13 protein-coding genes and 1 pseudogene are annotated in these 14,144 nt (G+C 40.7%); 3 read left to right on the forward strand and 11 right to left on the reverse strand.

Features of this window, described 5'->3' with window-relative positions; genetic code table 11:
* Positions 1–14: 14 nt before the first annotated feature.
* The gene (locus NE363_RS16010) at positions 15–1,724 is read left to right on the forward strand and encodes a cation:proton antiporter (RefSeq protein ID WP_004698868.1); all 1,710 of its coding nucleotides are present in this window, start codon (positions 15–17) and stop codon (positions 1,722–1,724) included.
* A gap of 36 nt (positions 1,725–1,760) precedes the next feature.
* Here NE363_RS16010 and NE363_RS16015 read toward each other — a convergent pair whose 3' ends face one another.
* The 10 genes and pseudogenes from NE363_RS16015 to NE363_RS16060 all read right to left on the reverse strand — a co-directional run bounded on the left by NE363_RS16015 (position 1,761) and on the right by NE363_RS16060 (position 10,715).
* On the reverse strand, positions 1,761–2,039 hold the full coding sequence (locus tag NE363_RS16015; protein WP_004698869.1) for a hypothetical protein: 279 nt from the start codon (positions 2,037–2,039) through the stop codon (positions 1,761–1,763).
* Between the two features lie 112 nt (positions 2,040–2,151).
* Entirely contained in the window at positions 2,152–2,655 is a 504-nt protein-coding gene (locus NE363_RS16020) for a DUF6586 family protein (RefSeq protein ID WP_004698871.1), read from the reverse strand.
* 81 nt (positions 2,656–2,736) lie between these two features.
* Positions 2,737–3,096: pseudogene (locus NE363_RS16025) on the reverse strand (ASCH domain-containing protein).
* Between the two features lie 7 nt (positions 3,097–3,103).
* A complete protein-coding gene (locus tag NE363_RS16030; RefSeq protein ID WP_019458044.1) occupies positions 3,104–3,343 on the reverse strand; it encodes an RNA recognition motif domain-containing protein in 240 nt (79 codons plus the stop codon).
* Between the two features lie 73 nt (positions 3,344–3,416).
* Positions 3,417–5,396 carry an ATP-dependent helicase gene (locus tag NE363_RS16035; protein WP_445535446.1) on the reverse strand — a complete coding sequence of 660 codons (1,980 nt, stop codon included), beginning with the start codon at positions 5,394–5,396 and terminating at the stop codon, positions 3,417–3,419.
* A 116-nt stretch (positions 5,397–5,512) separates the two neighbouring features.
* Positions 5,513–6,085, reverse strand: coding sequence for an HdeD family acid-resistance protein (locus tag NE363_RS16040; protein WP_049066792.1), 573 nt, complete (start codon positions 6,083–6,085; stop codon positions 5,513–5,515).
* A 137-nt stretch (positions 6,086–6,222) separates the two neighbouring features.
* Positions 6,223–6,981 (reverse strand): hypothetical protein, encoded by a 759-nt coding sequence (locus NE363_RS16045; RefSeq protein WP_445535447.1) that lies wholly within the window; start codon positions 6,979–6,981, stop codon positions 6,223–6,225.
* An 87-nt stretch (positions 6,982–7,068) separates the two neighbouring features.
* The gene (gene topA, locus NE363_RS16050) at positions 7,069–9,705 is read right to left on the reverse strand and encodes a type I DNA topoisomerase (protein WP_134262225.1); all 2,637 of its coding nucleotides are present in this window, start codon (positions 9,703–9,705) and stop codon (positions 7,069–7,071) included.
* 35 nt (positions 9,706–9,740) lie between these two features.
* A complete protein-coding gene (locus tag NE363_RS16055) occupies positions 9,741–10,190 on the reverse strand; it encodes a hypothetical protein (protein WP_004698883.1) in 450 nt (149 codons plus the stop codon).
* A 147-nt stretch (positions 10,191–10,337) separates the two neighbouring features.
* A complete protein-coding gene (locus tag NE363_RS16060; protein ID WP_004698884.1) occupies positions 10,338–10,715 on the reverse strand; it encodes a winged helix-turn-helix transcriptional regulator in 378 nt (125 codons plus the stop codon).
* 99 nt (positions 10,716–10,814) lie between these two features.
* On the opposite strand from NE363_RS16060, the gene NE363_RS16065 reads away from it, so the two are divergent.
* Positions 10,815–11,822 carry a zinc-binding alcohol dehydrogenase family protein gene (locus NE363_RS16065; RefSeq protein ID WP_216133539.1) on the forward strand — a complete coding sequence of 336 codons (1,008 nt, stop codon included), beginning with the start codon at positions 10,815–10,817 and terminating at the stop codon, positions 11,820–11,822.
* A gap of 55 nt (positions 11,823–11,877) precedes the next feature.
* On the opposite strand, the gene NE363_RS16070 is transcribed toward NE363_RS16065, so the two are convergent.
* Complete coding sequence (locus NE363_RS16070; RefSeq protein WP_004698888.1) at positions 11,878–12,123, reverse strand: SlyX family protein; 246 nt, start codon at positions 12,121–12,123, stop codon at positions 11,878–11,880.
* A gap of 32 nt (positions 12,124–12,155) precedes the next feature.
* On the opposite strand from NE363_RS16070, the gene NE363_RS16075 reads away from it, so the two are divergent.
* Complete coding sequence (locus tag NE363_RS16075) at positions 12,156–14,066, forward strand: ATP-binding cassette domain-containing protein (protein WP_191102296.1); 1,911 nt, start codon at positions 12,156–12,158, stop codon at positions 14,064–14,066.
* The last annotated feature ends 78 nt before the right edge of the window (positions 14,067–14,144 follow it).

Raw genomic sequence — 14,144 nt, forward strand, 5'->3', positions numbered from 1 at the left:
AAAAGGAGTTTTTAGTGCCGCATGACGTAGATTTAATTATTTTACTTGCTGTTGGTTTCGGCGTTGCCCTCTTTTTTGGCTATATTGCCGCCCGACTACGACTTCCCCCTCTTATCGGCTATTTAATTGCCGGAATTATTATTAGTCCCAACACTCCCGGTATAGAAGCAGACATTCATCTAGCAAACCAACTTGCTGAGCTTGGTGTAATGTTTCTGATGTTTGGCGTTGGGATGCATTTTTCATTAAATGATCTTTTACAAGTTCGTCGTATTGCCTTACCAGGTGCAATTTTACAGATAGCCGTTGCTACCTTACTTGGTGTTGGCGTTTCAATGCTATGGGGCTGGAGCTTTGGCTCTGCACTGGTTTTTGGCTTAAGCTTATCGTGTGCGAGTACTGTTGTATTATTAAAAGCTTTGGGCGACCGTGGTCTTTTAGACTCTGTAAACGGCAAAATTGCGGTAGGTTGGCTATTAGTTGAAGATTTAGTGATGGTACTTGTTTTAGTACTTCTTCCAGCTACAGCGGTTTTACTTGGTGGAAAAGCACCAGCAGGTGCAGAAGGAAACATCTGGCTAACACTGGGAATCACTCTATTAAAAGTGATTGGCTTTATTGCGTTTATGCTTATTGTAGGTAAGCGTGTTGTTCCTATCATTATGCAGTTTGTTGCGCGCTTAGGTTCAAGAGAGCTATTTACCCTGACTGTCGTAGCAGCAGCTGTTTCGATTGCCTATGGCTCTTATGCCATCTTTGGGGTTTCAATGGCGCTAGGGGCGTTCTTTGCGGGTATGGTCGTAAAAGAATCAGACTTTAGCCACCGTGCAGAAGAAGAAACCCTTCCTCTACGTGAAATTTTCTCGATTTTATTCTTCGTTTCGGTAGGAATGTTGTTTGACCCACATATCCTTATCGAGCGTCCACTGCATATTTTGGCAGTTATCGCGATTATTATGGTGGGTAAAACGCTTGCTGCAATGGCTTTAGTTTTATTCTTCCGCTATCCAATCAATACTGCTTTGACCGTCGGGGCCAGCCTTGCACAAATTGGTGAGTTCTCATTTATTTTGGCAACACTGGGTGTGTCTTTAGGTCTATTAACGCTAGAAGCTCAAAATCTGATTTTAGCAGGCGCTTTGTTCTCTATTACGCTTAACTCTTTTGTTTTCTCGGCAGTTGAACCTGTACAACGCTGGATTCGTGAACGCTCTCATTTAGCACGACTTCTTGAGCGCAGTGGTGACCCACTCGCAATGTTGCCAGATGAAGTTGATCAAGCTTATCTGCGTGATCAAGTGGTGATTGTAGGGTATGGTGGTGTTGGACGACGTATTACTGAAAATTTAATTAATCAGAATATTAAAGTCGTGATTGCAGAAGAAAATCGTGAAATTGTAGAAAAGCTACGTCAAGCAAATATTGCTGCCGTAAGTGGTGTCGCAACTGAACCAGGCGTTCTCATTCAGGCGCATATCATGCATGCACGACTCTTGGTGATTTCCCCTATGGATATTTTAGATATTCACCGAATTGTGGATATTGCCAAACAATTAAACCCTCAAATTCAGGTTTTAATTTGTGCAGAAAGTAAAGAAGAAGCAGCAGTTATTCGAGATGAAAATATTGGCGAAGTATTCTATGCAAAAGAAGAAATGGCAAAGAATATGAGTCATCATATTTTAAATCAAATCGAACTGGCGCATCAGTCAACACATCATTAACGCATACAAAAAAGCGTACTCTAGAGTACGCTTTTTTTAACTTAGGAATTTAGGCTGCTCATCTACAACCTCGGCCTGCCATTCATTGACCTGCTTTTCGAGCAGTCCAAATAAAGCAGCCTGAATCATATGCTGTGCAACTACAGGCGTTTGCTCGCCTAAAATCTCTTTTAGTTCATCACTAAACTGAATTTTAACCAAGGGCTCTTTTTCAGAACCAGCATTACGCAAGGCAAGCTCACCACCTTCGAGTTGGACTAACTCCAACACTGCTTCTTGATTGCCAAATAACTCTTTCAATTGCTGTATAGACATATACTTCCTCCATGTTTCAACATGGTGGCAAAGCACCCTTGCACTTTGCATCTCTCGTCTTATTTATATAGGCGCACTAGGATTAAATTTCAAGCGCTTAAACAGTTTAATTTTAGAACTCGACCATTTCGTTACGAAAACCATCAATTAAATGACTTAATTCTCTATGCCATTCACGCAAGATTTTCACATCGGGTAACCATGACTGAGGTCCCTGAGTCACTTTAATGATCAAATTAGAAGATGTTTCTTCTTCTGGCGTTGGTTCAGTTGGTTCTGGTGCGTACTGACACATACGGTAAGCGCGCTTTAACTCTGCAACAAAGCCATCTTTGGCTAATTGCTGCAAAACAGAAACCTCAGGAGAAACCTGACCTTTTGCAGCCATGAGTTCTTCAATCGATTTTAATGTCGGCTGCGAGTCATTTAAACGGTAGTAACGTACCAGTTCTTGCAGAAAAGCCAGCATTGCACCATGCAAGTGAAAGACAGCTGTTTCACGATACGCTTGTACCTGCTGTACATGATCAGTTTGCTCTGCTTGTTGACACGCTAAGCGCGCAAAATAGAGTTTTTGATTGGTACGATCGGCATGATAACGAGCAACACGTGACATAACTAAACTTTCCTGTTCTAAAGATTGCCATCAATATGGCTATTCTTAGCTTAACGACTCCATTGATAAAATCAACGTTATTTATGGAAAATCCAAAGCGAGTTGATAAATTTTTCGTTTAGCCTGCACTTTCAACTGCTGCTTCACTGGACGCACATTACTTAGAACCCAAGCGAAATATCCTTCACTCCAACCAGTAGCACAGGCAGGTTCAATCTCATCATTTTGCCAAGCATGAATAGAATCGACATCGACGAAAGCGACAGCTATACCCTCTTCTTCATCACCATCATTGATTAAAAAATTCAGATTCTCAACAATTAATAGATCTTTAAGAGGCAACTCTGTAGGCACCTATGAACGCACTTCTAGTGTCTTTACACCTTGGGCTATACGGGTTCTATTGGGAGCAACCACAAAAAGAGCTAAAAATTGTTGCATAAAAGCATTACTCTTCAGCGGCTTTAACGCGAATTCCGTAACCTTTTACTTTAAGTGTATTTAAGCCTTTAATGGCTTTGATCGCTTCACGTGGATTCGGCATTTCGACAAATCCAAAACCTTTTGATTTACCTGTTTCTTTATCGGTTACAACGACGCAAGAATCAACTTTACCATAAGCCTTAAACAGCTCTAAAACTTCGGCTTCAGTCACTAAGCGATCTAAATTACGAACTAATATTTTCATTTTCCAACCTTCACTGGCCTTCAAAATAAAGGCCAATATACATTTGAGTATTCACAGTGTCTTATACAGTAGTTTAGTCGAGATCGATACCAAAACCTAAGTTTACTGTTCGTGAAGTGTTCCATTGTTTTTTGGCAAATGGCTGTGGAACTTGACGATGAATTTTTGCCTGAACTAAATGCGCAGGTAGATCATTTAGGAAATAACTTTCGATTTTACGACCTTGTTCATCATACGTGTCTTGTGACCATGTATTGAGATTTTGCTTCGTCAAAATCAATTCATTTTCCGCACGTGTTAATGCAACGTATAACACACGACGTTCTTCTTCGACATCATCAAAATCACCCTGTGCGCGTGCATATGGAAATTGATTTGGCGAAACATGCGGTACATAACATACCTTTTGCTCTGCACCTTTAGCCGAATGAATTGTAATTAAAGTCACTAAATCATCATCACCCGCTTTTTCAATTTCAGAAACTGAAATCGGCTCAAGCACATATTCTTCAAGAAATTCACCCAGCGATGCATGCTTACGCGCAAGTTGTTTAACCAAATCAAAATCTTTAGCGCGACGTGACCAGTCTTTCGTTTTATAGTTTTGCTCTAACTGTTCACTTAGGGCATCGAGTGCCAAACCAATACTTGCTTCAACATGCTGCTGTAACACATCAAGCTGCTTCAAAATCAAAATAGCCTGTAAAGGGACTTTTCCATGACGCTCCAAACGCTGACAACGTTCTTCAACCTCACTAATGCCCATTAACTCTTGTGCTAACTTACTAGCACCAACATCACCAATGCCATCCCATAAGGTTAAAAAGCGCATCCAAGCCAAGTCATCCTGCGGGTTACTCACAATACGCAATAGACTGAGTACATCCTTTACATGTGCGGATTCCAGTAACTTTACGCCACCAATAAAACGATAAGGAATTTCAGCAGCAATAAATGCCCCTTCCAAATAGCGAGCACTGTAGCCAGAACGAACTAAGACCATATGGTCGTACCAATTTGCGCCCTGCTGATGTCGCTCTATTAAGTCTTGTGCGATCCAATTAGCTTCTTCAAATTCATTACCAAATAAGTGGAGCTGTGGCTTTTGCCCTTTGCCACGATATGCCTGTAATTGTTTTTCATAATCGATTGGGCTATGAGCTAATAACCAGTTTGATAAATCCAATATTTCTTGAGTTGAGCGGTAATTTAAATCTAAGGTATGAATAACCGCGTCAGGAATCCGCTCTTTAAAAGAATGAATATTTTCAAAGTCAGCACCGCGGAAACCATAAATAGACTGAGCGTCGTCACCCACACAAAACAATTTCACCTTGCCAATGAGTGGCTGCAAAAGTGCCCACTGTAAAGGGTTAGTATCTTGCATTTCATCGACCAGCAAAGCCTGACAAAAACCTGCAACCCAATCTGTGAGTGCTTCCGAGTTTTGCAAATGAACAGCGACAATCGATAAAATATCGTCATAGTCTAAAAAATTGCGCTCTCTTTTACGTTGCTCATAGGTTTTCATTAGCTCCGCAATTTGTGCCTTGTACTCATATGCTTCAGGTAATTGCTTGAGTAATGCATCTGAAAGCTTAGATTGCGTATTTCGGGCATAAGAATACAAATCACACAGCTCTGCTGCTTTAGGTAAAACGTTATCTTTGTCTTTACCTCTCAATAAGCGAAACATAAGTAACTGATCATCTCGATCAATAATGCTAAATTGGGTTAAACCAAAAGCTTGTGGATTACGACGCAACAAGTACATGCAAAAGGTATGAAAGGTTGATGCACGAAGACCTTTGGCTTGTGCCCCAACATGCTGTTCAACCCTTGCAACAATTTCACTCGCGGCACGGCGCGTGAACGTTAAAATCTGGATTTGATTTGCAGGTAATCCCTGATCAATTAAATAAGCTGCGCGAGCAACAATGGTTTTAGTCTTGCCACAGCCTGCTCCAGCCAAAACCAGACAGTTTTGAGCCGTAGTCGTTGCTGCCTTTTTTTGCTGAGCATTTAATTCATTAATTAACTTTGCAAGACTCATAACACACATCGCTAAAACACCAAGGCCTAGTTTAACAGACCCATGCCACGAGATGGCCCTTAGCTCACTAAAAACAAAAAAGGACACCTTAAGTGCCCTTTTATTCGCTATTTAATTTAAGAAACTGTTTTTGAGCTAGAAGGTAAATGTTTAATTGCAGAAGCCAATCCTAAAAAGTTAATGCCCTGAAATAAAATATCCACTGCCAAAAACATTCCTAACACCCAAAATGGTGAGTCCTTAGAAACTAGAATTAAAATACCTGTAGCTAGGGTTAATAAGCCTGAAAATAATGTCCATCCCCACCCTGCAATTGGTCTTAATAAAAATGCGTTTATAGTGCGGATGACCCCAGCAATAATCAGTGCAATCGATAACAAGCTAGTTAAAACTACGGCTGTAGTCACAGGTGTAGAAAATGCGTAATAGCCAGCCATTAAATACAGCACCCCAAAAAGTGCCCAAAGCCATCGGCTACCACCCTTAAATACACTTAAGGCAGCAATCAAATGCAGAACACCGCCTATCATCATTAAAATACCAAATAGGAAAACAACCGAAAATGTTGCAAATGGTAGTGAACTAAATAAGACTAAACCGAAAATAATGAGCACAAAGCCTAATATTAGATACCATTTACGATCAGCATGTAGCTGATTACGAACTAAATCATTACCTACAGTTTTCATCATGGCGACTCTTATTATCAGGTATTAGGAAGTTTATATATTGTCATTATAGTGATTTACTTCACATTTATTGTCTGTATAAGATCTGCATCGTTTATTAACAATTGATGTGGATAAAACAGTATTTATCCACAATTTTATTTCAACCAACCAATTTCTTGAGCTGTCGGTAAACCTATTACAGTTTCTTGTAAATCTCTTGGCATTTTATTGGTCTGCTCAGACAATGGCGTTTTACCCCCCATGATTTCTGCTTGCTTTTGTGGGTAAAGAGGTACTTTTTCGGGTTGTGCATAACCCAATGGATAAATCGGCTGGCCTGTTTTTAAATCATATTTATCTTTCGCGCCAAAGCCATGCAATAGCTCATGAACAAGAACGACATGATTTTCTGATGCCTGCTCACGTGCAGCAAACAAATTGACGCTACCAATACGACCTTTTTCTAAAGCAGTAGAATGTACCAAAACTTTTTGATAAGTTGGATCATAATAATTTAAATAAAGTTTAAGTGAAGCTCCGCTATCTTCAGGCTGTTGTTGTCGCCATGCATAAAAACGAAACTTTAAACTCCACCAAATTACATTCAAAATATTGGCATTTTGAGGGACTACAGGTGGCCGATGCTGTAGTTGTTGCCCTAAACGAATCTCAAAGTTGCTGGACTGTCCACGATAATGCTGTGACCATTCAGTTAAATAGCTTTTGAGCGTTTGGAAATCAGCGTCTTGTAACTGATGAATATAAGCTTGCGTGGTTTGTAAACCATCTGCATTTACTGGGTGCAATACCACAACAATAGGCTGATTCCAGTCTTGATTCTGATCTCGCCATGCCTGAACCGCAACGATTAATAAAATCATCAATAGGCATAAAATCCGAATGTTTTTCCACATTCTTTTTCCCCATAAAAATTAAATTTTCTTTTATTGTTGTTGATATAAAAAATGCTAGCTGAGCTAGCATTTTTTTATCTGTCTTATTTAGCCTTCAATCCATTTACCGTCTTGATAAATCAGACTCCATTTAGTTTGTTTACCTTCTGGTGTTTCAGATCCGACATACTGTGATTGGTTCTTACGACTAAACTTCACAATAGTTGGATTACCTTCAGGGTCTACATCTGGAGCTTGTAAAATAAATTGGTATTTTGGATCAAGTTGATCAGCCACACTACGAAGCTCAGCAACTTTTGGTGCACGTGTTTCACGAATTTTCGGGAACTTACTGGCAGCCAAGAATAGACCAGCAGCACCATCACGTAACACGAAATAGTCATCATGCTTGGTTGAGCGCAAATGTTCCATCTTGATTGGTTCTACGCGTGGTGGTGCAGGTTGACCACTCTTCAAGACTTTACGAGTATTGTCACAGCTTGTACAAGCGAAATACGGGCCGAAGCGACCAGTTTTAAGCTGCATTTCGCCGTCACATTTATCACATGGAATAGTTGGGCCATCATAACCCTTAATCTTGAACTCGCCTTCTTCAAGCTCATAACCATCACAATCTGGATTGTTACCACAGACATGAAGCTTGCGACCGCCATCAATCACATAGCTATCCATTGCTGTACCGCATTTTGGACAGCGATGCTTTGACATCAAGTCAGCCGTTTCAGCTCCATCATCATCAGATAACGCAGCTAAAGACTCAACTGGTGTTAAGTTCAAAGTCCCTTTACAGCGTTCTTTAGGCGGCAAGTTGTAACCAGAACAGCCTAAAAATACGCCTGTTGTACCTGTACGAATCTGCATTGGTCGTGAACATTCAGGACAATGTACTGCTGGTACTTCAACTGGCTGGTTACGACGCATGCCTTGCTCGCCTTGAGCATTGGTCAAACGCTTTTTAAAATCACCATAGAAAGTATCGAGTAACTCTTTCCAGTTACGCTCACCTGTAGCAACTTTATCAAGCTGTCCTTCAAGGTCTGCTGTAAACGCATAGTTCATCAGGTTATTAAAACTTTCATCAAGACGATCTGTCACGATCTCGCCCATCTTCTCTGCAAAAAGACGACGATTTTCTAATTTGACATAACCACGTTCTTGAATGGTAGAAATAATCGCTGCATAAGTCGATGGACGACCAATACTACGTTTTTCAAGTTCTTTTACTAAAGATGCCTCAGTAAAACGTGCAGGCGGCTTAGTAAAGTGCTGACTTGGGTCTAACTTCTCTAATTTTAAGATTTCGCCGACTTTAATAGCTGGCAAAATAATATCGTCATCAGACTTGTTGGCACCACGAACCCGCGTAAAACCATCAAATACAAGCGTACGACCTTTTGCTTTTAACTCAACATTGCCTGCCTCAACCGTTAAAGTTGAAGACAAATATTCTGCTGGTGTCATTTGACAAGCAACAAACTGACGCCAGATCAAGTCATATAAGCGCTGAGCATCACGCTCTACACCCGCAAGTTGATCACCTGTAAGTGAAACATTTGACGGACGAATTGCTTCGTGGGCTTCTTGAGCACCCGCTTTGTTACCATAGCGGTTTGGCTTTGCTGGTAAGTATTTTTCACCAAACTTGCTCTCAATATGAGCACGTACCATATTTACAGCGTCATCACTCAAAAACGTTGAGTCCGTACGCATATAGGTAATAAAACCAGCTTCATACAAACGCTGCGCAAGCATCATAGTTTTCTTCACAGAGAAACCTAAGCGTGTACTTGCAGCTTGTTGTAAAGTCGAAGTGATGTATGGTGCACTTGGATTGACCTTAGTCGGCTTATCTTCACGCTGTGCAACTTTATATTCAGCGCCTTTTAAAACTTCTAATAAAGCATCAGTTTCAGCTTTATTTTTCAGTTTAAGCGTTTTACCTGCTTGTCTAACTGCTTCAAGACGGATGTCATCTTTTTTGGCTTGGGTATCTGCAAAAACTTGCCAATATTCTTCTGGAATAAAAGCACGAATTTCACGTTCACGTTCCACAACAAGCTTTACAGCAACTGACTGTACGCGACCTGCCGATAAACCACGGGCAATCTTTTCCCAAAGTAATGGCGAAACCATGAAACCCACTACGCGGTCTAAGAAACGACGTGCTTGCTGTGCATTCACACGGTTTAAGTCTAGGCGCGTTGGTTGTTTAAATGCTTCTTGAATGGCATTTTTAGTAATTTCGTTAAATACCACACGGTGATAACGACTATCGTCACCACCAATCACTTCGCGTAGGTGCCAAGCGATCGCTTCCCCTTCTCTATCCAAGTCCGTTGCGAGGTAGATTGCATCTGCATCTTTAGCAAGTTTCTTGAGTTCAGCAACAACATTTTCTTTGCCAGGTAGAACCTCGTAGTGTGCTTTCCAGTCATGTTCTGGATCGACACCCATACGATTAATCAGCGCAGATTGGGCTTTTTGTTCTTTTTCAGCTTCAGTGAGTTTTGTCCGGGCAGCCGGCTTTTTCTCTGTTGATTTGCTGCCGCCTGTTGGCAAGTCACGTACGTGACCCACAGAAGACTTAACAATGTACTGCGAACCTAAATATTTGTTGATGGTTTTCGCTTTGGCAGGCGACTCCACAATCACTAAGGCACGTTTATGTGCAGCAGAGGCAGTAGATGCTGTGCTTTGAGATGCAGAGCGCGAGGTATTCGCCATATAAAATGTTATTCCTATACCAATAAATTTAAAAATCAGGCTTCAGCCAAGGCCAACAGATAAGCCTTCATCTCATCTAATTGCGTGGCTTTTAGGTCCGATTCCTCATCCCAATAAAGGCCTACACAGTTTGCCTGCATATCAATAGCATAAATCCCTTTTAATGCAATGGGAGAATCATTAAATTTCTCATCGCCCTGCACTACTTTTAATTTTCCGTCTATAACACGAGCACGCATGAGCGTTAAACGAGCATCGGGGATTAATACACTATAATAAGCAACCATGCTGGCACGCTTTTCAGTTGCCATCGGGACATGTGTCCATTCAGGTGCGGCAATTATGCGTGGATGTAGTCCCATTTTACGGGCTTTGTCTCGCATAATACCGAGTGCCTTTTCACGCGGACTCACTCTTAAACCAAAAATGGAGCCTAGCACGAAAAGAACAATGATAACGGTAACCCAAATTCCCATATTGTCCATAGCAAAACCTATTAATCTCTTTTATTAGAGTTGCATAAGCTGACCAGAAAACGCAAGTTACATCATAAAAATAATGTCCCATTAACCTGTGAGGTTAAAAACTACAACATTTTCTCGTAGATATTCTTAGCAATCTAGGCACAATATTTAGGCAGACTTTTCAGTTTCAAGAGTGGATAACTTACCGAACCGATCTAGATGGGCATCTCCCCATGTTTTTAAAGCAAGTAGAATCTGCTCAAGACCTTGTCCTAAATCTGTCAGGCTATATTCGACTTTAGGAGGAACTTGAGGATAAACCTCGCGATGAATAATGCCATCTTGTTCTAACTCACGAAGCTGATTGGTGAGCATTCTTTGCGTAATGCTTGGAACTCGTTTACGGATTTCATTAAATCGCAAAGTTCCTTCATTTAGTAAATGCCAAAGGATGACACATTTCCATTTACCATCAATCAAACTGATTGCAGCTTCAACTGAACAACCCGGTGAACAGTCAAAACTTGAATGTCGAGCTTTTGCCATTTTACAGTATCCTTTTTGACACTATGAGCGTTATTTGTCTGTAGTCACTATTTTTAAGCTTACGTTATGATCAAACTCTCAACAAGAGGAATCACAATTATGAAAGCTGTGGCATATCAAAAAGCAGGACCTATTACATCACCAGAGGCACTCGTAGATATTGAACTCGACACTCCCGTTGCAGAAGGCCATGATCTGCTTGTTCGCGTACAGGCAATTTCAGTCAATCCAGTTGATACCAAAATACGTAAAAATGTAAGTGCTGAATCTGGTTGGAAAGTGCTTGGCTGGGACGCTGTAGGTGTGGTTGAAGCGACTGGAGATAAAGTCACTCAATTTAAAGTAGGTGATGTAGTCTGGTATGCAGGCGCTTTAAATCGCCAAGGCAGTAATAGTGAGTTGCAATTGGTTGATGAACGTATTGTTGGTCATAAACCAAAAACTTTAGAAGCAACTGAGGCTGCAGCTCTGCCTTTAACAGCAATCACGGCTTGGGAAATGCTATTTGATCGTTTGCAAGTTCCAAAGACTGCACCAGAAAACACAACAATATTAGTGATTGGCGGGGCTGGTGGTGTAGGCTCTATTACCATTCAGCTTCTTAAACAGTTAACTAATCTTACGATTATTGCGACAGCTTCACGCCCTGAAACGAAAGAATGGGTAAAACAACTCGGTGCTGACTATGTATTAGATCATCGAGAGTCTTTAGCGCCACAAATCAAGCAATTAGGCTTAAATGCACCTTCGTATGTGTTCTCGACCACTCAAACAGATCAGCATTTATCAGATATTGTAGAGTTGATTGCACCACAAGGACACTTTGGACTCATTGATGACCCTGAGCAGTTAGATATTAAACCGTTTAAATCGAAGTCTGTATCGGTGCATTGGGAGTTTATGTTTACGCGTTCAATGTTTCAAACTGAAGATATGCAAAAACAAAGTGAACTATTAAATGAAGTCAGCAAGCTAGTTGAGGAAGGGAAAATCAAAACAACTGTGACTGAAGTTTTAAGCCCTATTAATGCTGAAAATTTAAAACAGATTCATCAACAAATTGAGAGTGGTAAGACAAAAGGGAAAATTGTTTTACACGGTTTTTAACTAAAATTAAAAATATCCTCTAGTTAAAAAGGCAAGTATTGAACTTGCCTTTTTATTAATAGTGAGGAGGTTTATTGGTTAATGGGTCAAAAGGCGCAATACCTTCTGATAAATCTGAAGATTCCACACGTAGGTAAAGTAATTGCATTTGTTTTTTCAAATCAGCTATTTCCTGAGTTTGAATAGCGAGTTGTTGATTTAATTGTTCAACTAAATCATCCAAAAATGTAATTCGCACTTGCAAATCTTCAATGGGTGCGGAAAATGACGCTTGATCATCATGATATGGTGGTTTAGTCATTTAAATCCTCATTTGAGATTCTGGAAAACATTATGGCCTATATTACCCTAAGGGATGTCCAACTTGCTTTTGGCGGACCTGCCCTGCTCGATGGCGCGAACTTTAATCTAGAACGTGGCGAACGAGTCTGTTTAATTGGGCGTAATGGTGAAGGTAAGTCTACTTTACTTAAACTCATCGAGGGAAGCTTATTACCCGATTCTGGTGAAGTTTCTATTCAAAATGGTCTAACGGTTTCGATGTTAGCCCAAGACGTTCCAATGGATTCTGGCAAAGTTGCTGACATTGTGGCAGATGGCGCAGGAGAAGCTGCCGAAGTACTTAGAGCTTACCATGAAGCAACCGATGCTTGTATGCTAGGAGACATGGAAGCCTGTGACCGTATGGGTAACCTTCAGCACAAGCTAGACCAGCTAGACGGTTGGGCGCTTGAAAACAAGGTGAATGCCCTATTAAGTAAAATGGGACTCGACCCAAACGCAGATTTGGCAGACTTATCTGGTGGACGTAAACGTCGTGTTTTACTTGCTCGTGCTCTTTTAACGCAGCCAGACGTATTACTTCTAGACGAACCAACCAACCATTTAGATGTTGAAAGTATTGAATGGTTAGAAAAATTCCTACTCGATCAAAATAATTTAACGCTTCTATTTATTTCGCATGACCGCTCTTTTGTAGATAGCATTGCAACTCGAATTGTTGAACTTGATCGCGGCATTTTACGCGGCTATGAAGGCAATTATTCTCGCTATTTGGAGCTTAAAGCTCAGCAAATGGAAGCAGAAGAGAAACAAAATGCTTTATTTGATAAAAAGTTAGCTGAAGAAGAAGCTTGGATTCGTCAAGGCATTAAAGCACGTCGTACACGTAACGAAGGTCGTGTTCGTGCTTTGAAAGCTTTACGTGAAGAATCTAAAGCACGTCGCTCACAACAAGGTAAAGTGAGCATGGCTACTCAAGAAGCAAATCGCTCAGGTAAATTAGTATTTGATATTGAGCACTTGAGCGTATCTTATGATGACAAGCCACTTATCAAAGATTTCTCGACCCTTGTCATGCGTGGTGACCGTATTGGCCTCGTAGGTGATAACGGCGTTGGCAAAACGACTTTAATTAAAGCGATTTTAGGTGAAATCGAGCACGGTGGTTCTGTTAAGACAGGTACACAGTTAGAAGTTGCTTATTTTGATCAATTACGTAATGCCTTAGACCTTGAAAAAACAGTCATGGCAAACGTTTCAGAAGGCTCTGACTTTGTTGATGTAAACGGCAACCGTCGTCATATCTACAGTTATTTACAAGATTTCTTGTTCTCACCTGAACGTGCACGTACACCAGTCAAAGCGCTTTCTGGTGGTGAGCGTAACCGTATCTTGCTTGCTAAATTATTGCTTAAACCATCGAACCTGATTGTGATGGACGAACCAACCAACGACTTGGATATGGTGACTCTTGAGCTACTTGAAGAGATGCTGTCTGATTACAAAGGTACGCTATTACTTATTTCGCATGACCGCGCATTTATGGACAACGTAGTAACATCTACGTGGGTATTTGATGGCAAAGGTAATATTGCAGAATACATCGGTGGCTACCAAGACTACTTACTACAACGTCCAGATGACAAAGTAGTAGATCAGAAATCTGACGTTAAAAAAGCTCAAGCAAAAGCTGAAGCTGAAAAAGCTGCTGCTCAAAGTAACGTTAAAAAAGTGAAATTGAGTTATAAAGACCAACGTGAACTTGAGCAACTTCCTGCTGAAATCGAGAAATTGGAAGTTGAACAAGCCGAGCTTTCTGACAAACTTGCAGATGGTTCGTGGTTTGTGTCTGATGCAGATGCTGCGACTCAAGCAAGCCAACGCCTCGCAGAAATTGAAGAATTACTGCTTGAAAAATTAGAGCGTTGGGATGAACTTGAGCAAATGAGTAAAGGAAATTAATTTACGCTCTTCCATACAGTTTAAATAACAAAAAAGCCTCCTGAAATTAAGGGGGCTTTTTTCAGAGTATATAAATAT

It is taken from the genome of Acinetobacter sp. G18 (genome assembly GCF_052660225.1).